General features: G+C 67.3%; 16 protein-coding genes and 1 pseudogene. 11 read left to right on the forward strand and 6 right to left on the reverse strand.

The window, feature by feature from the left end; translation table 11 throughout:
- Positions 1 to 27 precede the first annotated feature (27 nt).
- The 3 genes from OM513_RS03105 to OM513_RS03115 are packed head-to-tail and all read left to right on the forward strand — an operon-like array spanning position 28 to position 2584.
- Entirely contained in the window at positions 28 to 150 is a 123-nt protein-coding gene (locus tag OM513_RS03105) for a benenodin family lasso peptide (protein WP_264942666.1), read from the forward strand.
- Entirely contained in the window at positions 147 to 839 is a 693-nt protein-coding gene (locus OM513_RS03110) for a lasso peptide biosynthesis B2 protein (RefSeq protein ID WP_264942667.1), read from the forward strand. The genes OM513_RS03105 and OM513_RS03110 overlap by 4 nt, the downstream gene beginning before the upstream one ends.
- Complete coding sequence (locus tag OM513_RS03115; protein ID WP_264942668.1) at positions 836 to 2584, forward strand: asparagine synthase-related protein; 1749 nt, start codon at positions 836 to 838, stop codon at positions 2582 to 2584. The genes OM513_RS03110 and OM513_RS03115 overlap by 4 nt, the downstream gene beginning before the upstream one ends.
- A 3-nt stretch (positions 2585 to 2587) precedes the next feature.
- Here the strand turns inward: OM513_RS03115 and OM513_RS03120 are convergent, their stop codons facing one another.
- The 4 genes from OM513_RS03120 to OM513_RS03135 all read right to left on the reverse strand — a co-directional run bounded on the left by OM513_RS03120 (position 2588) and on the right by OM513_RS03135 (position 8827).
- Positions 2588 to 4684: an Atxe2 family lasso peptide isopeptidase gene (locus OM513_RS03120; protein ID WP_264942669.1), complete on the reverse strand. Its 2097-nt coding sequence runs from the start codon at positions 4682 to 4684 to the stop codon at positions 2588 to 2590.
- A gap of 17 nt (positions 4685 to 4701) precedes the next feature.
- Positions 4702 to 7248: a TonB-dependent receptor gene (locus tag OM513_RS03125; RefSeq protein ID WP_264942670.1), complete on the reverse strand. Its 2547-nt coding sequence runs from the start codon at positions 7246 to 7248 to the stop codon at positions 4702 to 4704.
- Between the two features lie 98 nt (positions 7249 to 7346).
- Entirely contained in the window at positions 7347 to 8264 is a 918-nt protein-coding gene (locus tag OM513_RS03130) for a FecR family protein (RefSeq protein ID WP_264942671.1), read from the reverse strand.
- Complete coding sequence (locus OM513_RS03135; RefSeq protein WP_264942672.1) at positions 8261 to 8827, reverse strand: RNA polymerase sigma factor; 567 nt, start codon at positions 8825 to 8827, stop codon at positions 8261 to 8263. Before OM513_RS03135 ends, OM513_RS03130 begins: the two co-directional genes overlap by 4 nt.
- Positions 8828 to 9626: 799 nt before the next feature.
- Here OM513_RS03135 and OM513_RS03140 point away from each other — a divergent pair.
- The 7 genes and pseudogenes from OM513_RS03140 (at position 9627) to OM513_RS03170 (ending at position 17660) form a co-directional block, all read left to right on the forward strand.
- On the forward strand, positions 9627 to 9926 hold the full coding sequence (locus OM513_RS03140) for an amphi-Trp domain-containing protein (protein WP_264942673.1): 300 nt from the start codon (positions 9627 to 9629) through the stop codon (positions 9924 to 9926).
- 97 nt (positions 9927 to 10023) lie between these two features.
- The gene (locus OM513_RS03145) at positions 10024 to 11520 is read left to right on the forward strand and encodes a hypothetical protein (RefSeq protein WP_264942674.1); all 1497 of its coding nucleotides are present in this window, start codon (positions 10024 to 10026) and stop codon (positions 11518 to 11520) included.
- On the forward strand, positions 11510 to 13297 hold the full coding sequence (locus tag OM513_RS03150) for an ABC transporter ATP-binding protein (RefSeq protein WP_264942675.1): 1788 nt from the start codon (positions 11510 to 11512) through the stop codon (positions 13295 to 13297). Before OM513_RS03145 ends, OM513_RS03150 begins: the two co-directional genes overlap by 11 nt.
- A 656-nt stretch (positions 13298 to 13953) precedes the next feature.
- Positions 13954 to 14973: an ArdC family protein gene (locus OM513_RS03155; RefSeq protein ID WP_264942676.1), complete on the forward strand. Its 1020-nt coding sequence runs from the start codon at positions 13954 to 13956 to the stop codon at positions 14971 to 14973.
- Positions 14970 to 15266 carry a hypothetical protein gene (locus OM513_RS03160; RefSeq protein ID WP_264942677.1) on the forward strand — a complete coding sequence of 99 codons (297 nt, stop codon included), beginning with the start codon at positions 14970 to 14972 and terminating at the stop codon, positions 15264 to 15266. The genes OM513_RS03155 and OM513_RS03160 overlap by 4 nt, the downstream gene beginning before the upstream one ends.
- Positions 15263 to 15671, forward strand: a pseudogene (locus OM513_RS03165) (DUF2958 domain-containing protein). The gene OM513_RS03160 and the pseudogene OM513_RS03165 overlap by 4 nt, the downstream one beginning before the upstream one ends.
- Positions 15672 to 15794: 123 nt before the next feature.
- The gene (locus OM513_RS03170; RefSeq protein WP_264942678.1) at positions 15795 to 17660 is read left to right on the forward strand and encodes a ParB N-terminal domain-containing protein; all 1866 of its coding nucleotides are present in this window, start codon (positions 15795 to 15797) and stop codon (positions 17658 to 17660) included.
- A 122-nt stretch (positions 17661 to 17782) separates the two neighbouring features.
- Here the strand turns inward: OM513_RS03170 and OM513_RS03175 are convergent, their stop codons facing one another.
- Positions 17783 to 18742: a helix-turn-helix domain-containing protein gene (locus tag OM513_RS03175; protein ID WP_264942679.1), complete on the reverse strand. Its 960-nt coding sequence runs from the start codon at positions 18740 to 18742 to the stop codon at positions 17783 to 17785.
- Between the two features lie 219 nt (positions 18743 to 18961).
- Between OM513_RS03175 and OM513_RS03180 the strand changes: the two genes are divergently transcribed.
- A complete protein-coding gene (locus tag OM513_RS03180) occupies positions 18962 to 19105 on the forward strand; it encodes a hypothetical protein (RefSeq protein WP_264942680.1) in 144 nt (47 codons plus the stop codon).
- A 302-nt stretch (positions 19106 to 19407) separates the two neighbouring features.
- Here OM513_RS03180 and OM513_RS03185 read toward each other — a convergent pair whose 3' ends face one another.
- Positions 19408 to 19728 carry a hypothetical protein gene (locus OM513_RS03185; protein ID WP_264942681.1) on the reverse strand — a complete coding sequence of 107 codons (321 nt, stop codon included), beginning with the start codon at positions 19726 to 19728 and terminating at the stop codon, positions 19408 to 19410.
- Positions 19729 to 20042 lie beyond the last annotated feature (314 nt).

The raw sequence follows: 20042 nt of genomic DNA on the forward strand, positions 1-20042 counted from the left end.
AGAAGCAGCGTGCAAGGAGAAGCGACCATGAAACGGACCATCGAACCGATCGTCGACCTCGGCGCCGCGAGCGTCGAGACCAAGGGACCGGTCGGCCCCTTCCGCGACGAGCAGGCGGGCATCCTCGCCCCCGGCCTCGCCGACGATTGATCGGGCGGGCGCGCGGCGTCGCCGCCGCGCGCCTTCGCGACCCGGCCATGGACCTGGCGCTTCGGGACGGGCTGTCCTTCTGCATCACCTCGGGCGAGCCGGTGTTCCTCGACCTGCCGGCCGACCGCTATTTCTGCCTCGGCGCCGACACTCGCGATGCGTTCCTCGGGCTTATCGACGGCCAGACCGATCCGCGTGCAGTGGACACGCTGGTCGAGCTGGGACTGCTGGTCCGGCGCGCGGGATATCCGATCGCACCGGCAAACGTGCAATCTCCTATCCGGAGCCTGGTCGAGGACGCGGGGCCGCTTCGCCTGCGCCACCTTCCCCGCGCCGCCTATCGCACCACGCGCACCGCCGCCGGGCTTCGATTGCGCGGCCTGCCCCGCGCGGTCGGCAGAATCCGCCGCCGCAAGGCGCGGATTGCAGCGCGCGCGGGCACTGCATCGGCGGCCGAGATCGCCCGAGCGCACGAGAGCCTCGCACTGATCACCGCCTCGCTCGACAAATGCCTCTGGCGATCGCTGGCGATCGCGCATCACCTGCTCGACCGCCGCTTGTCGCCGGACCTCGTGCTCGGCGTGCATCTGCGGCCGTTCAAGGCGCATTGCTGGGTCCAGCTCGGCGACACGCTGGTCAACGACCGGATCGAGACCGTGCGCGCCTTCGCGCCGATCCTCGTCGTGTGACGATTACGCGCTACCTCGCGTTCGTCGGGCCGCCGGAGCAGCTCGCCGCGCTCGATCGCCATGCCGCGCGCTTCGCGCAGGGCCACGGCCTCGAATGCGTGCTCGACGCCTCAGGCGCGCGCGTGTTTGCGTCCGGCGGCCGTGCTATCGGGACTGGCCCGGGCGGCGTCATCCTGGGGACGCTCTTTCCGCGCGAGCCTGGCACGGCGCCGATCTCCGCGCTCGACCCGGCAACGGCCGGGCGCCTCGCGCGGGATTCGGGTGCGCTGATCACCGGCCATTGGGGCGCTTATGTCGCGATCCAGGCCGGGTCAGGCACGGCAAGCCTGCTGCGCGCGCCGCTCGGCGAGCTCGGCTGCTATTATTGGAGCGATGGGGCGCTCGTGATCGCGGCGTCGGACATGGCGCTGCTCGCCGGCTGGGCAGGACAAGTGCCGGCGGTCGACTGGGAGGCGGTAGGTCGGCACTTGCTGGCAAGCGAGCTGCGCACCGCCGCGACCTGCCTTTCGGGTATCCGCGAGCTTCCCGGCGGCGAGCGGCTGACGATCGGGGCCGGAGAGCTCCGCACCGAGACGCTCTGGTCGCCCTGGTGCTTCATCGCGCCGCCCCACGCGCTGCGGAGCTACGAGGACGCGGCAGCTGCGCTCCATGCGACCGCGACCGACTGCGTCGGGCGCTGGGGTGGACGGTTCGGCCGCGTGCTGGTCGGCCTGTCGGGCGGACTCGACTCGTCGATCGTCGCCGCCTCGCTCGCCCAGGCGCACGTGCCGTTCGACTGCGTCACCTTCGTCACCGACGATGCGATGGGCGACGAGCGGCCGTTCGCGCGCGCCGTTGCCGCACATCTCGGCGTGACGCTGGTCGAGGTCTTTCGCGAGCTGCGCGGAATCGATCTCAGCCGCTCGAATGCCGCGCATCTGCCGCGTCCGACCGGGCGCGCCTTCGCGCAGGAGTCGGAGCGGATCGGACTCGCGGCGGCGCGTGCGTGCGGCGCCGACGCGATCTTCCGGGGCGGCGGCGGCGACAATGTATTCTGCTACCTCCAGTCGGTCCGCCCGATCGTCGACCGCATCCGGAGCGAAGGCTGGGGCTCGGGCGTGCTCGAGTCCGCGCTCGACGTCTGCCGCCTCACCGGCAGCAGCTTCGGGACCGTGGCTGCGTGCACGCTGCGCCAGCTGCGCCGTCCCGCGCGCTATCCGTTTCCCGCCGAAACCAGCCTGCTCGCTCGCGAGCGGGCGGCGGCAGTCGAGGAAGTGCCTCCCCACCGCTGGCTAGAGCCGCCGCCCGGCACGCTGCCGGGCAAAGCCGCGCATGTCGCGCTGCTGCTCGCCATGGCCAACCATATGGAACCGCTCGCCCCGGAGCTGGGAATGCCGCTGCTCTCCCCGCTCATGTCGCAGCCGCTGGTCGAACTGTGCCTGGGGATTCCGAGCTGGTGGTGGTGCCGCGGCGGCAACAACCGCATGGTGGCCCGTCGCGCGTTCGCCGGCGACCTGCCCGTTTCGGTGATCGCGCGGCGCGGCAAGGGCACGCCCGACGCGTTCGCGATCGCGCTGTTCGAGGCGAACCGCGCGCAGCTGCGCGAGCTGCTCCTCGACGGCCTGCTCGCGCGGCACGGGCTGATCGACGCGGTGGCGGTCGAGGCGGCGCTCGCCGATCAGCGGCCGATCGCCGGCCACGGCTATTCGCGGATCCTCCAGCTCGCCGACGTCGAGGCCTGGGCGCGGAGCTGGACCGCACGCTGAGCGCTATCGGCGGACACCCGCCTGTGCGCGCAGCCGGTCCCAGCGTTCGAGATCGGGGGCGCGCGCCGGATCGCGCGACCGAAGCCCACGCAGCCAATAGTCGAACCAGTCCACGCTGCGCAGATAGACCGCACGCCGGTGCACCGGCTGCCACTTATAGTGATATTCGTCGGGGAAGACGTAGACGTCGACCGGCTGGCCGTGCTCGCGGAGCGCGGTGAAACTCTCGAGCGCAAGCAGCGCCTCGGAATCGGCAAGCTGCATCAGCAGCGGCACGTGCATCCGCTCGGCATTGACCGCGGTCGAGAACGGCCTCCAGAAGTCGGGATCGCTGCGCGTCGCCGGCGGATAGCCTTCGGAGCGGAGCGAGTCGGCCCAGGCGGTGCCGCCATAGGTCATCACCGTATGGGGATCCATGCAGCAGGTGCTGATTGCGGCGGCGGCGAACAGATCCGAGTTGATCAGCGCGAAACGTGTGGTGGTGGCGCCGTCGCTCAAGCCCGTGATGCCGATTCGCGCAGGGTCGGCGGCGCCGATCGCGATCGCCTCGCGCACGCCCGTTTCGAGCGCGGAGAGCAGGTTGCGCCGGTCGGCCCAGTTGCGGCTGTTGGCGGCATTGGCCTCGTCATAGGTGCGGATCGACGCGTCGAGCGACGCAGCCATCGCCGGCCGCTCGAAGCTCAGCACCGCATAGCCGCGCGCCGCGAACAAATGAATCGGATAGTCGTCGCCGGTGCCGCCGCGCAGGAAGCCGTCGCTGTGATACTGGACGACGACCATCGGCAGCTTTGTCCCCGGCACATGGCCGGGCGGCAGCACGAGATCGCCCCAGGCTTCGAGCCCGAGCGCGTTCTTCCATTTGAGCCGAGTCACCGAACCGAGGCGGATGTTCGCGAATTCGGGGTTGGGGTCGAACAGTAGCGTCGAGCGGCCGGTGTCGGGATCGATCGATGCGAGACGGCGCGGCGTGGTCGCGTTTTCGCGGAGGCACAGGAGCTTGGCGCCCGCGGGCGCACAGCCCTGGAGCATGTCCTGCGTCGCAAGCACACGCCGCGGCGCCGCGCCATCCCGGGCCAGGCGATACAGTCCCATCTCGCCGTTCGCCCAGCCTTCGCGTCTCAGGAACCAGACCGCGCGACCGTCTGGCGACCACCACAGTCCGGTGATCGACCCGCGGCAGGTGGCCGCCTCACAGTTTCGCCGCGCCCCATCGGGCGAGGCGGTCCACAGTTGCAGCGGACTGAGCGGCGAGGGTCCGCTGAGCGCCGTCCCCGCGCGCCAGCCCGAGTTCGAGACGGCGCCGGTCGAGCGGTCCGTGTAGCGCGCGTCGGTGGTGCGCAGTCGCGCCTGCTCGGCTTCGCTCGCTGGCGTGATCGTGCCGGTCGCAAGCTCCGCGGCGAAGAACGCGGGCGGAACCGGGCCGGTCTCCTGCGGTCGCATGCCCCAGTTGGGCACGAACCGCGCATCGTAGCTCCAGCCGCTTTGCCCCTCGCGCGCGATTGCCTGGCGCTGTTCAGCATAGCCGGGCCGCGTCGCGTAGAGCAGCCGCGTGCCGTCCTCCGACCAGGCGAAGCTTTCGGCATCGGCGTCCGGACGGGAGACGGGGACCGCCTCTCCGCCCGAACGCCGCGCGCGCCAGACCCGCGTCACCCCATTGTCACGGCGCAAATACGCGACCCATTCGCCGTCGGGGGACCAGGCCGGCACGATCAGTTCGGGAAAGCCGCCGCGCTCGAGCACGCCACGGCGCACGCCGGTGGCGGTGATCAGCTCGCCGCCCACGTCGATCGCGCGCGGGGCGGCGCCGGGCACCAGGTCGAGCACCACAAGCGCGCGGCAGTAGCCGTTGCTTGCGACATCGGCGCGGTTGATCACGAACGCCACGCTCCGGCCGTCGGGCGACACCGCGAGCGGGCTCTCGGGCAGCACGATCGACGCATCGGGCTGGCCGATGTCGCGCAGCTCGATCAAATCCTCAGCGGTGACGGCGCGCGCCGGCCCCGCCGGTCGCGCCAGCGGCAGTACGTCGTCGCACGCTGCATGCGCATGCGGGATCGGAACCGCCGCCGCGAGCGCCAGCGCGAAGCTCCAGCTCCGCATTTGCTGAACCCGGGCGCTCACCACCGCTTGGCGATCCCGATGCTGATGAAGCGCCCGACCGGCGAATAATTGGTCGAATCGTAGGGCGCGTCATAGGGCAGCGTGGTTGCGATGCGGTGCGGCTCCGTATCGAACACGTTCGACACCGAGAGCGTCAGGTCGATCCCGTCGAACAGGTCTGGGCCCGGCTCGATCCGATAGCGCGCGGTCAGGTCGGCGGTGGTCATCGCGCCGATCGCTTGGGTGGGCGCGCGCCGCGCGTCGTCGACGCCGCCCACATAGTCGACCGCCGCCTCGAGCCGGAACCCGCCCGACACCCAGGCGAGCGTCGAGCGCCCCCGCCAGTGCGGCGGGTTGAACACCAGGCCGGCGAGCGGCAGCACCGGCTGCGCCGAGCTTAGCTGCTGGTCGCTTTCGAGATAGCTCGCATTGGCGGTGAACAGCAGCGCCTGGCCGTCACCCAGCTCCGCGCGGTATGAAGCGAAGATATCGACGCCGCGCGCGGTCTGGCGGCCGGCATTGAAGTTGGCGTTGTTGACGATCGCGACGACGTTCGCGGGGTCGTAGGCGCCAGCGGTCAGGTTGAGAAACTCGCCGCCGCCCGCGATCACCGCCGCCTGGGTCGAGGCCGACGGCGTCAGCACGATGCGATCGCGGTAGATCGGGTTGCTGAGCGCCTGCGACAGGAAGGTGATCGGCGCGACGATCCGGTCGCGGTAGCGGATGCTGAAATAGGAGGCCTCGAAGCGGAGCCCCGGGATGGCGCGCGGGTGCGCGACGAAGGTCGCGCTCCAGCTGGTGGCGCGCTCGGGCCGGAGCGCGGCATTGCCGCCGGCGGCGTAGAGCACGGTCGCATTGGCCGGATAGCCGCTGCCGCCGAAGATCGACGGCGGCGCCAGATAGACCGACTGGAGCTGGTAGCGCTGGAAGAAGGTCGGCGCGCGGAACGACTGGCCCCAGCTCGCCTTGAACTCGAAATCGGGGCTGGGACCATAGACCAGCCCGAGCTTGGGCGTCGCCACCGTGTCGACGCCGGGATAGCGCTCATAGCGCACCGCCGCGCTGAGGTTGAGCCGGTCGACCAGCGGCACGCCGTTCGCGGACGAAATCAGCGGTAGGCTCAGCTCGCCATAGGCGAAAGTGCTGTCCTGGCCGCGGTCGATGTTCGAGCTGCTGCCGACTCCACGGAAATTCTCGAACCGGTTGTCGCGATAGCCGGCGCCGATCGCGAGCTTGGCGCTGCCGCCGGGGAGCGCGAACAGCGCGCCGTCGGCATTGGCTTCGATCGCACGCGCGCTGTTGCGGTAGATATTGGTGCTGGTCGAGGTCTCGACGCCGGCGAGGCTGTAGGTGTTGGTCACATAGGTGACGTGGTCCTCGCCATAGCTGCCGACGAGATTGACCCGCCAGCCGCCGAGCGAGAGCCTGAGGCTCGGCGCGAGCGCGAAGCTCTCGGCGGTCGACGGGTTCTCGGCGCGCGAGGTGGCGCTGGCGAGGAAGCGCGAGCGGCTCGACCGCCAATTGTAGAAGCCGTCGAACGCGAACTCGACGTCCCGACCTAGCGCCTGATGGCCGCTGCCGATGAAGCTGTGGCGTTCGAGCGCGGGCAGGAAGGTGAGCTCGGGATCGATCCCGCCGCCATAGGCGCGCTGGCGCGCGAGCACCGGCGTGTCGCGGCCGTACTCGTAGCTCGCGAGCAGCCCGCCCCGATCCCAGGTGCCGCCACCGGTGAGCCCGTAGAGCTGGCGGAAATTGCCGCCGTCGGTCGATCCCCCCAGCCGCCCGCGCGCCTCGACGCCCGAGAAATCGCGCTTGAGGATGATGTTGGCGACGCCGGCGACCGCGTCCGAGCCGTAGAGAGCCGAGGCGCCGTCGGCGACGATCTCGATCCGGTCGACCGCGGCGAGCGGGATCGTCGAGATGTCGATGCTTTGGCGCGACGCGCTGTACGACAGCCGGTGTCCGTTCAACAGCGTCAGCGTCGCGTCGCTGCCCAAGCCCCGCAGGTTGATCGACGCGCCGCCGCCGACATTGACGCCGCTCGCCGCGGGGACGTTGAAGCCGACGCCGGGATTCTGCCCGCCCCCGAAATTCTGCGGGATCGTCCGCACCGCGTCGGCAACCGTCGCTTGCCCCGCGTCACGGATCGACTCCTGGTCGAGGGCGATCACTGGCGAGGCGACCGGCGCGCCCCGGATGCGCGAGCCGGTGACGAGAATCTCGCTCTCGGTTTCCGCCTCCTGCGGTTCCTGGGCAAGCGCGCCGTCGAAAGGGCGCAGCACGAATGCGCCCTCGACCGTCTCGACGCGCAGCCCCGTGCCTTCGAGCAGCTGCCCGAGTGCGTCGTCGGCGGCATAGCGCCCACGAACCGCGCCGCTGCGCTTGCCCGCGACCAGCTCTGCCGGCGCCAGCACTTCGCGGCCCGAGACCGCCGAGAAGCGGCGCAGCGCCGAGGCGAGATCCTGCTCCTCGATGTCGTAGCGGCGCGCATCCGATTGCGCTTGCGCCGGGCTCGCCGCCGCGATCGCCACCACTGCCGCGCATGCAAAAAGTTCGACCCGCATATCCGTCTCCCCCCTCGTGGCCCGTTGATCGGGGCCATCTCGGAGGGCGTTGACGGTGGGTCGGCGAAAACCCCCCGAAAAAATTTGACGGGGGGGGTTTAGCGCGGCCCGGCGAGCACCAGCCGCCCGCCGCCTTCGTCGAGCGGCAGATCGAGCGCGGCTGCGAGCTTGCGCGCCAGTGCGCGCGCATCGGCAAGGTCGAACGTGCCGGTCACCAGCCGCTCGCCGAGCGCGGGGTCGGCAAGCTCGATCGGCACCGGCTTGCCGCGGTTGGCGAGCGCGAGCACTTCGCGGAGCGGCATCGCCTCGACCGAGATGCGCGCCGGCATCGTGCGCTGGGGGATTGCCGCCGCGCGGCGCGCGCCGTCGGATCCGACGCCTTCGCCCGGCGCGAGCTGGACGGCACGCCCCTCAGCGGTCCGGACCTCGACGCGGCCCTCGATCAGCGCGACATCGGCATCGCCGCCGGTCAGACGCACGTCGAAGACGGTGCCTGTCGCGAGCACCGAGCAGTTGCCGGCGAGCACGCGGAACGGCCGCGCCGCGTCGTGCGCGACGACGAACCGCGCTTCGCCGCCGGTCAGGCGGACCTCGCGCGAGCTCGCCGAATAGGCGACCGAGACGGTAGCGCCGGGAGCGAGCAGCACCACGCTGCCGTCCTCGAGCCGCAGCGCCTTGGCGGCGCTCGCCTCGAACGCGACCAGCGGCGGACCGGCCGGGACCGGCGGGGCGCCGCCGAACCGCCACACGCCGATCGTGACCGCCAGCACGACAGCGATCGACGCGGCGGCGAGCGCCGGCCAGTGCAATTGCGCACGCGGAGCCCGGGGCGTCTCGCGCGGGCGCCGGACCGCGCCCATCGCCGACCACAGCTTCTCATAGTGGGCGTAGGCCTCGGCGTGGCGCGGATCGGCGTCGCGCCAGCGCTCGAACGCCTCGCGCTCGGCCTCGCCGTCGGGACCGCGCAGACGCGCGAACCAATCGGACGCCTCGCGTTCAATCCGGTCCGAAGTCAAAGCGCGCCGACCCGGCGCCTGAGCAGGTACAAGGCTTGGGAGATCTGCTTTTCCACGCCCTTGATACTCATTCCCTTTGCATCGGCGATCTCCGCATAGCTGAGGCCGTCGAGTCGATGCATCAGGAATATTTCGCGCGTCTTGGGCTTGAGCGTAGTGAGCGCGGCCTCGAGGCGCGCGACCGTATCGCGCGCCTCGAGCTGCTGGTGCGGATCGGGACCGGCGACCGCGTCGTCGTCATAGCTCTCGTGCGCGGCGTCGTGGTGCCGCGCTGACGCGCTCGCGCGGTCGCGGACCAAGTTGGTAGCGATCCGGCTGAGATAGGCTTCGGGACGCTCGACACGCGTGCCCGTACCGAGCAGACGGCGGAAGCTCTCCTGGACGAGGTCCGCCACTTCGTTGCGTGGCGTCCGGCGCGCGAAGAAGCGCGCGAGCCGCGGCGACTGGCTCCGATAGAGCGCGTCCATCGGGATCGCGGTGGCGGACGAACCAGCACGGTCTTCCGGCGGTAGCGGATCGTCGTCGTCGAGGCGCGCCGGCGGCAGAAATCGGTCGAACGTCATCCGCGCGCGCCACTTCCCGGCAGCCGCGCCGCGTTCGCCTGAGAGTCCCGTTCCGCCATCGCCGCCTCCCGCGCATGAGGCCAGCGCGGGAAGCCGGGTGTTGAGAACATGCTTGAGTCATGCGCCGACGTCTTTGGCCCCGAAGGACTTGGACATACACGTCGGCCACCCGGCGAATGCCTGGGCAGGACTGGGTCTCAGAGCGCGGTTCTCACGCCGCGGCACCGCGGCAGGGCCGGATGCACACCCAGTGTAGCAAGGGCTTGCGCGACTTCAACCTTAGCTGCGGTGGCGTGATTGCTGGGACCGCGACTTACTCCGGTTCGGACATAGTTGCGGCAATAACGGACGCGATTTCAATATGCCCTGCGCATCGAACTTGGGTGGGTCCGGGCTCACCGTTGCGGCCAAAAATCAATCGGAGGACCGAGAAGAGTGCATCTCGCGCTGCACAGGAGGCCACGCAGGCGCCACGAAACCAAAGTTGCCTCAAAGTGTTATATGGTTCCGCATCAGAATGGACCAGTATTCCAAGGATGCCGGATTCAATGATTGAACATAACTCCAAAGCTAGATATCGTCCTGCAACGCTTTGGGGGAAGAGCGAATGAAGGATGAACGGCACAACGAGGCGCGTCGTGAAGAACCGCGCCCCAATGTAGCTACAGTGGTTGCCGCGTTGACCGTGGGTGCAGTTCGAGAACAGCATTGGGTCGACACCGGAGGACGAGATCGAGGCCCGTCAGTTCATCCAGGATATGCTTCGGTAACCTGGGCCGCCCCGGAGGCCTAAGGTCCAATGGCCAAACCCCCTCCGCATGGTTGGCTCGCCAACCAGGAAGTCGACACGACCAAATCGGCAGCTCTTGAAGAGCTCTCGAACGTCGTGGCGCTCCTTAAGCAGCATGGCAAAATCAAGATCACCCAGGGAGCCGAGGAGCACGTAGTCGAGCCTGGCGAGCAACTAACTTATACGTTTCGCTACGAGCGACTTCCGAAAGGCGAGTTTGCGATCAAGGTGGAGCTGAAGTGGCTGCCTGGAACCAACGATTCTCCGATAGCCGCCAATGCTCCCTTCAAGATTCAAGGCCTGGATTAACCGGCCCTGGCGCGACGCGCCCGCGACGGACGCGGAGGCTTGGCTCGTCAGCGCGCGCGAGTATTTTGCGAATCGAGGATATGCGCGAGCGGACGTATTGAACCTCGTCGGGCTACAGGCCGAAGAACTACGGCATATTCTCTCAAGCGACAACGACCAGACGAGACTGCTGAAGGTCATTGATGCGGCGTTCCTTGAAAACGGAACGCTCGCGGGTTCCAATGCTCCAGCCGTGCGAATGGCTTGCGAAGCACTGCAGTTCTGTTTCGCCGGCTTTCCCGCTCTACCGTTCCGACTGGGATGGGCGTCCCTCCTTTGGAAGGGGCTGGGTTTCGTCGTCTCCACCGTGGTAACGTTGCTTATCTGCTATCTGGTGGTCGGTGCGTTGATCGCGGGGAAGAGCGATTTCGGGCCCGCGCAGAGTAGCCCCATATTGGGCGTCGCGTTGCTCGTCATCCTGCTCACGATACTGGCGTTCGTGGAGGGCTCCCACATCAGCATCGCCCGTCTGCAGGGTGCAAAAATTCCAGCAGATTTTCCCAATCGTCGCGTCGTTCGGCTACACCGTACGGTCAGATCCAACCAAGACGCCGATCACTTCTACGCCGGACGCCAGATCCTGGTGATCTTCATCATTTTCTTCGTAAGCAGGCTGACTTCATTCCCCACCTTGACCAACTTTCCCTTCACATCGGTGCCGCTCCCGGGGGGATGGCTTTCGATCTTCACGATCGTGTTCGTCAACTATGGCATCGCAGGCGCGATTTTCGTCTATTGGATCGGCCAGATGCTCCCCCAGCTTGTCGCATCGAAAGCGCCGACCTGGGTGCTGCGAAGCCTGCTTGGTGAAATCGTTGCGCGAACTGCGAAAGCAGTCGGTGTCGCGGGTGTGGCAGCGCCGGCCGAGCTGGTTGCTCGCGCCTTTTCAGGAGAGCCGGATATTCCTCCGGATCCACGAGATCGTTACCATCAGATATCGACCGACAACGGCTGGAACTACCTGCTTCAAAAGAAGGAATGGTCGATCACCAAGACGTCGGCGAGCTTTACCTACGAGCATGTCGTCACCTTCCAGGTTCCGGGTCTACGCGCGTTCACGGACATCGCGTTGCTCCTCCTCAAGAAGCTCAACCCGACGCCAAACACGGTCACCACGCTCCATCGCGTCGCGCCCGGCAGGACCGAGGAGCAGGTGCCGGTGCTAGACCAGGCGCTGCAACGCAACGAGGAAGGCGAATACGTCCAATTCGTCACCACAGCATCGCCGAAATGGGGGAATTTCGAAGTCGGTGACGTCTTGTCGCGCTCGACCAGTGGTAACGCTGCCTTTGAAGGAAATATGGAGGACACCTTCCAGATTTCCTTTCCAGTACAGCACTTCGTCTTCCGCTGTACGTTCTCCGATGCGCTTGGAATCAACGCGCCGCGGTTGATGGTGACAAAGCTTATCGACGATGGCGTGCGCGAGGCGCGGGACATCATCGAATTGCCCATTCAGACCGGCGTGAACGGGGACAAGGCCTTCGAATACGCGTTGGCCTATCCGCCAGTCGGAACTCGCCTCAAGTTCCTCTGGTCCTTCCATGACGGCTAGCCAGTCGGTAGATCCGCCGCCGCCGCCAATCGGGCCACTGCTTTGGGCGCGGCTACGTGGCCGGCATCTGATCTGGCTCCTTCTTGCTTCGCTGGCGATGCTGGGTGGGGCGATCGCAGCGAACTATCCTGCTATACTGAGCGGGAAAATCGTCGATCAGATCGTCGAACGCGACGTAACCTCGTTCGCCGCAACCATACCCTTTCTGCTCGGACTTCTTGCGGCCTATGTAGTGCGCGAGCTCGCCGCCGTGTTTCGGAAATTTCTTGTGGAGCGCACCGCCTGCGACCTCGAACGCGACGAACTTCAAAGAATCTCCCGCTTCCTGCTGCATCTCGATCTCTCCGCCTTCCTGGGCCAGCGGATCGGTGGGCTCAATGTCCGGATTCATCGGAGCCTGGAGGGCCTCATCAAGTTCGTGAAGCTGCTTTTTCTCGATCTGCTTCCAACCTTGGCATTGTCTGTTGTCGCACTCGTCCTGACCGGCCAGCAGAGCGTCATCGTGCTCGGTGTGATGCTGGCGATCTTTGTCGTCGCGTTCGCCGTCACCGTCGTTCAGGTCTGGACTCAGAAGGGCATTCGCCTAGCCCTCTTTGCCGTGAAGGAAGAGGTTTCGGCTAACCTGACCGAAGTCCTGCAAGGTTTGGATTATGTGCGCGCCGCGGGCGCGACGGTCCAAGAGACAGAACGCGCGGATGTTCTCGCTAAACGTTTGCGCGAACAGGAATTTCGACACCACAAATGGATGATGAGCTTCGACGGCATCAAGCAGTTGCTCGAGGGTATAGGCTTGGTTCTTGTGGTGGGCATTGGCGCCTGGCAGGCGGCCAACGGCCAAATTTCCAGCGGGAGCGTGTTGACCTTGGCGCTTCTGTACGGATCGGTCGCGGCTCCGTTGCGCGATCTTCATCGAATCATCGACGAAGGTTTCGAAGGTGTGCTCAAGATCAGGGAGCTGGCGGCTCTGTATCGGTTGCTCCCCGATGTGGGCATTCCAGGCACTCAGCCTTTAGCCGCCGACGTCACGCTAAAGCCCGTCATTGAGGTCGAAGACTTGGCGCTGACCGTCGCCGATGATGTGGTTCTATTGGACGGGGTGTGCATCTCGGTCAGCTCAGGCGAATGGGTCGGCTTCGCGGGTGGAAGCGGGTCTGGAAAGACGACACTCATCAAGACCATCATCGGGATGACGCCGCAATATAGGGGGAGCATCAAGGTTTTCGGCGAGGAGGTGCGCACAGTCGAGAAGGAACGACTTTGGGCGGCGATGGGCTATGTCGGCCAGAGCCCCTATGTCATCAAGGGCAGCTTACGCGAAAATCTCGTTTATGGTCTCCGCGGCTCCATGCCATCAGACGACCAATTGCTGGAGGCGTTGAACCGGGCAGGTTTGGGCGCGCGCTTCGCGGCCCGGGGTGTGAAATGCCTCGAGGACAAGATAAATGAACAGGGTCGGGGACTTTCCGGTGGAGAACGGCAGCGTCTCGCGGTCGCCAGACTATTTCTGCGCGCGCCCTCGATCCTGATCCTGGATGAAGCTACGAGCGCGCTCGACTATGAAAACGAACGCGAGCTGGTGCGGGCGCTGCGCGAAGCGTTTCCCAACGCTACCGCTTTGGTCATAGCCCATCGGGTTGAAGCCTTGCGCGACACCGACAGAATTGTCGTGATGCGCGGCGGCGGCGTGGTGGAGGAAGGCCGTTTTGCGGAGTTGGTGGAGCGCGGCGGCGAGTTCGCCAAAATAACGAACCTCCGGAAGGCCGATTTTGAGAGGTAGGGCCTAGTCGGACCGTCGCGCCGATCCGGAATCGCTTTAGCAGCTCAAAGATGGTGGACATGGCGCCTCGCCCGGACGCCGGCGATAAATGCACGCGGACAAGCGGTGCGCACACTGGCGGACATGCTGCGCATGCCGCCAGGGTTCGCGGGTTTGTTGTAGGTCCGCGTAGCACGCTTGCTCGCCTGGCTGCGTCGCAGCGGCGGCTGGCCCCCAGGCCCGCGCGCACGCCGCTGCGCCGGCCGCTCGCAAGAGTGCGCCCTTTGTTTTGATCGCCGTTTGCCGTCCGGGCGACTGCGCTCTACGCCGCCGGGCGCTGCGCGTCCGGCTCTGCCGAGCCCGTGCCGGTCTCGGCCTAACGGTGACGATCGCTGGCGCCTGGGCCGGCGCCTCACGGCACCGGCCTGACGGACGCCGCGCGTCCGCGCGGCGGCGTTGCTGGTGGCCGCTCCCGGCAAGCGGGGACGGGCGGCGCTCCCTGCTAGGCCCGCCGCGGCCGGCGGCAACCCCTTCGCTTCGCTCCGGGGTGCTCCACTTGCGTTGCGCCCTTCGGTGCCGCCGCCCGCTCGCGCGGGCCTCTCCGGTCGCTTCTCGCCGCCCGCCCCCGCTTTCCGGGAGGGCCATGGGCTTTTTCGGGCGGTGCGAGGAGGCGATTCGTGCATTCCAGCTCCAAGCGTTCCGCCAAGACCGGCCGCCGGACCCCGGCGCGCAGCGGCGACCGCGTCAGCCTGTACGACGAAGTCACCGACCGCATCATCGCCGAACTCGAAGCCGGGCGGCTGCCGTGGGTGCAGCCTTGGGGCGCGCAAGGCCCCGGACCCGGGCTGCCGCGAAACGCGCTCAGCCGCCGCCCCTATAGCGGCGTCAACGTCCTGATCCTGTGGGGCGCGGTCATCCATCATGGCTACCCCTCGCAGAGCTGGCTCACCTTCCGGCAGGCGCAGGAGGCAGGCGGCTGCGTGCGCAAGGGCGAGCACGGCACCAGCGTCGTCTATGCCAACCGCTTCGTCCCGCGCGATGCCGACAAGACCGGCAGGGCGGGCGGGGCGGAAGGCGAGAGCGGCGCGGGGCGCTCAGAAGGCGGCGAGCCCGTCTCGCCCGACGACGCGCGCAGCCGCGCCATCCCGTTCCTAAAGCGCTTCACCGTGTTCAACGTCGCGCAGTGCGAGGGCCTGCGCGAGGGACTCGCCCCCGATCCAGTGCCGCTTCCCGAACGCGAGATCGTCCCCGTCGCCGAAGCCTGCATCGCGGCGAGCGGCGTCGACTTCCGGATCGGCGGCAACCGCGCCTTCTATGCGCCCGCGCACGATTATGTGCAGGTCCCGCCGCAGCCCGCCTTTTTCGAGCAGGTCAACTATTACCGCACCTGCCTGCACGAGCTGACCCACGCGACCGGGCATCGCGCGCGGCTGGACCGCGACCAGTCGGGCAGCTTCGGCAGCAAGCCCTACGCCCGCGAGGAACTGGTCGCCGAAATGGGTTCCGCGTTTCTGTGCGCGGCGCTCGGCATCGCGCCGACCGTTCGCCACGCCGACTATATCGCGAGCTGGCTCGACGTGCTGCGCAAGGACAATCGCGCGATCTTCCGCGCCGCCAGCGCCGCGACCAAGGCCGCCGACTGGCTGCTCGCGCGGCACCATGCAGCGCAGGACGCGGCGCGGGAGCGGGCGGCGTGACCGCGCCCGCGCCTGCCGCTCTCGCGCCGCCCCGCTTCGAGGCCGAGGCGACGCCGATCGGCGTGCAGAGCCTCGTTCCCGGCGTCGTGCCGATTACCCAAGCCGACCGGCTGGCATTGCGCGCGGCGCAGCCGCTTGCGGCGAGGAAGCCCCAGCGCCCCTGCGACCTCGGCCTGTTCGACTTGGCCGCGCGCGACCAGCTCGAGCTGTTCGCGCCCCTGTCCGCTCCGACGCCCGCCGCGCCGCCCGACCGGCCTTCCTCCCCTGCCTTCCCCAAGGAGTCCGACCGATGAACCTGCTCACCCCCGAGCTGCGCGCGGCGCTGCGCCGCAACGGCGACGCCCCCGACCAGCCCGGCCACGACCCCGCGCCGCTGGTCAAATTCTTCAATCCCCTCGGCCCCGCGACATGGCTTGGCGACCGAGCTTCATGCCGACGGCGATACGCTGTTCGGGCTCGCCGACTTGGGCTTCGGCTGCCCCGAGCTGGGCACGTTCAGCCTGTCCGAGCTGGCGGCGATCCGCTTGCCGTTCGGGCTCGGCATCGAGCGCGACCTCTTGTTCGCGAGCGACGTGCCGCTGTCGGTCTGGGCCAGGACCGCGCGGCTCTCCGGCTCGATCCTGCTCGCCGAGCGGCTCGCGCACACGCGCGGCGCGATCCTCTCCGACCCGCTTCCGTCCTCTGACGAGGACGGCTGAGGGCCCCATCAAAGTATTACTTTGATGGGTTCCCTGACGCGCGGCGCGTCCTCGCCGCATCGAAGCCGGTCCCGCCTCACAGCCAAGCGCGACGGGACCGGCACTCCAGACAGGAGCAGTGCCATGAAACTCGAATTCATTCCCTTGGACAAGCTGACCGTCAGCAAGGCCAATATGCGCTATGCGAAGAAGGCCCCGGATGTGTCCGACATCCTGCCGACCGTGCGTACGCGCGGCGTCATCCAGCCGCTGATCGTGCGCGCCAATTGCGATCCCGGCGTGTTCGAGATCGTCGGCGGCGCGCGGCGCTTCCACGCCGCGCGGATCGTCGCCGAGGAACGCCGCGCCGCCGAGCCCGCCAATCCGCCCGACGCCGAGCCGCTGCCATGCGCGATCCTCGAAGGCGGCGACGATGCCGATGCGGTCGAGGCCTCGCTGATCGAGAACCTCGCCCGGCTCGACCCCGACGAAGTGACGCAGTGGGAGACGTTCACCCGGCTGGTGAAGGAGGGCCGCAGCCTCGCCGAGCTGGTCGCGACGTTCGGGCTTCCCGAACTCACGATCAAGCGCGTGCTCGCGCTCGGCAACCTGCTGCCGCGCATCCGCGACCTCTATCGGAAGGAGCAGATCGACGCTGCGACGGTCCGCCACCTGACGCTGGCGAGCAAGGGCCGGCAGAAGGACTGGCTCGCGCTCTATGACGACGAGTCGGCCTATTGCCCGACCGGCCACCAGCTCAAGGCTTGGCTGTTCGGCGGCGCGTCGGTGCCGGTCGCCAACGCGCTGTTCGACGTGGACGCGAGCGGGATCGCCACCGTCGCCGACCTGTTCGGCGAGGACCGCTATTTCGCGGACGTGGCGGCGTTCTGGACCGCGCAGAACGAAGCGGTCGAGACGCGGCGCGCCGCCTATCTCGACGCGGGATGGAGCGATGCGGTGGTGGTCGGACCCGACGCGCATTTCCATTCGTGGGAGTATGAGAAGGCGCCCAAGCGCAAGGGCGGGCGCGTCTATATCGTCGTCTCCCCGCGCGGCGAAGTGACCTTCCACGAGGGCTATCTGACGCGCAAGGAAGCCCAGCGCGCGCGGCGCGGCGACGGCGAGGACGGCGGCGATACCGCCGCGCCCGCCACCAAGCCGCAGCGGCCCGAGGTGACGAGCGCGATGCAGGGCTATATCGACCTGCACCGCCACGCCGCCGTCCGCGCCGCGCTGACCGGCCACCCGCAGATCGCGCTGCGGCTGATGGTTGCGCACGCGATCACCGGCTCGCACCTGTGGAGCGTTCGTCCCGAGCCGCAGTCCGCGCCGAACGACGTGGTCCGCGAGAGCGTCGAAACCTGCCTCGGCGAGACGGCGTTCGACGAGCGCCGCCGCGCGGTGCTGGGCCTGCTCGGCTTCGATCCCGAGGAGCCGACCGTGGTCGGCGGCAACGGCGACTCCTGTGGCATCGTCGGCGTGTTCTTGCGGCTGCTCGCGCTCGGCGACGCCGAGGTGCTCGACGTGAACGCCATCGTGATCGGCGAGAGCCTCGCCGCCGGAAGCGCTGCGGTCGAGGCAGTCGGCGCCGAGATCGGCGTGCGCATGGCCGACTGGTGGCAGGCCGACAACGCCTTTTTCGAGCAGGTCCGCGACAAGGAAGTGCTCGCCATGCTCGTCGCCGAGGTCGCGGGCAAGAGCGTCGCCGACGCCAACGCCAAGGAGAAGGGCGCGACGATGAAGCGTATCATCCGCGACTGCCTCGACGGCGCGGGCGGGCGCGCCAAGGTCGAGGGCTGGGTGCCGAAGTGGATGGCGTTCCCGCCCGACGCTTATACCACTCGCGGCGGCGTCGGCACGGTCAAGGCGCGTGCGCTGGTGGTCGCCGCACTCACTGCCGACGACGAGCCGGACCCGGCGTCGCCGGGCGCGGTCGCGCTTCCCGAGCCCGATCCGGAAGCGGAGCCGGTCGCGCAGCCGGAGCCCGAGGCGGTGCCGCTCGCGGCGTGAGAAGGGGCGGGCGGCGGCGCGTGCCGCCGCCTGTTTCCTGCTCGGAAAGGGGTCAAAATTCGGCCGCGCGCCGCCGCCCTTCGGGCCGCGGCGCGCGGCAATGATTCTGATCACGTATCGCTCTACGGCGTCGAAAGGCTTACCTTCTTACCGACATGCTCGCGCCAGAGTCCGAGGCGTTTGATGCGATATTCGACCAGCTCGGGCGAAGTCCCATAGGTCGCAGCGATGTGGGCGGCACCCTTACCTTCACTCACCATGCGTTTGACCGCGTCTCGCGGAAGGAGTGTAGCTGAGGCAAGAAAATACGCGTCGTGCTCCTCGGCACTGTCATATGTGCGCCCAAACGCTCCCGCGATTTTTGCTATCTTGGTAAGCTTGTGCCCCGAAAGGATATGCCAATATTCCTCAAGCAGGGTAACACGCTGCCGCTCTATCGTGTGGCAATCGTTCAGGAAGACCACCCAGCTATCCTGATCGGCGTTTAGAGGCACGCTCATCGCCGACCACTCTCCGCAGGCGGGTCCAGCGAGTATGCGCTTCGTCTTGGCGTCAATGCACGACGATGTCCGTAACCGTTCGACCACAACCGAATCGACGGAAAGGTGGAAGGGATCCAAGGGATCGTTCTTCTTGAGGCCGAGATCCTTGCGAAAAGCCTCTGCCGTCTGCTCGAGCTCCTCCTTGGACATGGGAATAATTTCGCCATCGGCCGACGCGTTGCCTGGTTCTGATGCGTCGCCTTCTGCATAGTGCTGCCGAAGGCAGACGGCGGCGCGAAGCAGGGTTTGTACTGTCCCGGACGACGCGCCTTTTCCCGCGCGGAAATGCACAAATGCCACTTGGTCGAAGCCGAGCTGATGCTTGTCGGCATCAGCGCCGAGCCACTCGAGCAGTCGAATTTTGGAATTGTTATCGGGTGAGCCTTCCCCCCGCTCGATACGAGCCAGAGTCGAAAAACTGATTCCTACAATTCCCGATAGCGCCCTGATGCTGAGGCCTTCGCGATCGCGCTTCTCGCGAACCGCCCGAACGAGTTTTTCCTCGAAATTATCCATTACCACCCACTGTGCGATCAGCACGGGTTGACACACCCCCTCCCTGGGATGCATCCACTGTGCTGGTGACACAGACTCGCACATCGCCAGCCAGAATGGAAGTGTTGTTGAGTGACGATGCGCGCGCTGAGTTGCAGCGGATTGGCGAAGGTTTGGACGCGCGTCAGCCCGTTCGGGTGAGGAATGAGGGCATTGTGATCCTCGATCCGGAGCCTGGTTCAACACTCGTCCAGGAGAAAAACAATGAGCAACGACAAGGAGCGGGAGGACCCGCAACCCGGCCATGGCAAGGGTCCGCCCGACGGCAAAGGCCGACCGGTCGACCACGGCCGCCCGGTGCCGAACCACGGCTCCGCTGCCTCTCTGCCGACTATCAGCGGCAGCTAGATAATGTGCAGGGGGCTTACCCCGGAGCTGCGCTCACCGCCGATGAGCATGGCGTATGGCTTTCCGCCCGCAGTCGGCTTCTAGCTGGCCTAGGGCGGGAAGCCATATTCGTAATCGCGCTGCCCGATACCCCGGATGTTGAGCCCAGGGGCTGGGCCTTTTGGAATCAGGGCGGCCACATTGAATGGATAGGGGACCGCCATACCAACTTCTTCGATGGATCGGTCTGCGCTTATTCCAGCGTGAACGACCGGGCATGGTCGCCCGGAGATGATCTTCGAACTTTGCTCGATCTCTACAGCCTATGGGCATTGCGGCATGTTCATCTGGCAGTGTTCGGGCGATGGCCCGGAAGGCAATATGCGCTGCTCGACCCCGCTGGTCGGCCCTTGCCCTATTACAGACTCGTCGAGTTCACAGACGATGAGCTGTGCAGTTGCGACAGCGGTGGAAGATACGGCCGCTGCTGCAAGCCGCGCGATCTCGCGACCAACTTTCTCGCCGCAAAACGGCAGTTTGAGGCACTCAACCAAGGACGCAATATCCGCGACCGCCGCCCGCCTGACGCTGTGCTGCGTTGCATCCGCGTCGGGGATCCCCCACCGCGCATACATGATGTCCATGAACCGCTCCGAGGGTATCTGGCGGCGCGAAGCTAGGCGCTTCGCCAATGGCCAGGTCAGATGGAAGATGTCATCGGCCGCCTGAACTACGACATGAGCGCGAAACCCGTCTCGGCAGCGCCTGTGGTTGGCGTCCGGGCGACTCGATTCACGGCCGAAATCCAGCTCCGATGTGGCCCTTGCGCAACGGCGAATTGCCGGCTGAGGTCCGAACGAGGTTCCGGTCGCCAGCCCTATCCCGCGTCCTTCCGCTGCGTCGTGCGTCGGCCTGGATCGGCCGCAGTCCCCGCAAAACCATCGCGGACGAACTCATT

It is taken from the genome of Sphingomonas canadensis, assembly GCF_026013525.1.
Taxonomy (GTDB): Bacteria; Pseudomonadota; Alphaproteobacteria; order Sphingomonadales; family Sphingomonadaceae; genus Sphingomonas; species Sphingomonas canadensis.